The following is a 230-nucleotide window of genomic DNA, read 5'->3' as shown; positions in this document are numbered from 1 at the left end:
GCTGACCAACTGCATGATCCAGGGCTTCCTGCTGATCACGCTGTTTTCCGCCGGTACCTATACCAGCCTGATCTACCTGGCCTCGTCGATGATCCTGGTGCCCTACCTGTGGTCGGCGGCCTACGCCTTCCTGCTGGCATGGCGCAGCGAAACCTACGAACAGGCCCTGGCTGAGCGCAAGAAAGACCTGATCATCGGCGGCATCGCCCTGTTGTATGCCGTCTGGCTGC

The 230-nt window shown here is 60.9% G+C and carries 1 pseudogene; it reads left to right on the top strand.

Features of this window, described 5'->3' with window-relative positions:
• Positions 1 to 230: pseudogene (locus J5M58_RS27715) on the top strand (arginine-ornithine antiporter); the annotation flags it as partial.

The sequence above is a fragment of the Pseudomonas sp. 32_A genome, from assembly GCF_017490905.1.
In the GTDB taxonomy this organism is placed as follows: domain Bacteria; phylum Pseudomonadota; class Gammaproteobacteria; order Pseudomonadales; family Pseudomonadaceae; genus Aquipseudomonas; species Aquipseudomonas inefficax.
Note: the sequence above shows the minus strand (reverse complement) of the source record. Positions and strands in the feature narration are given on the sequence as shown.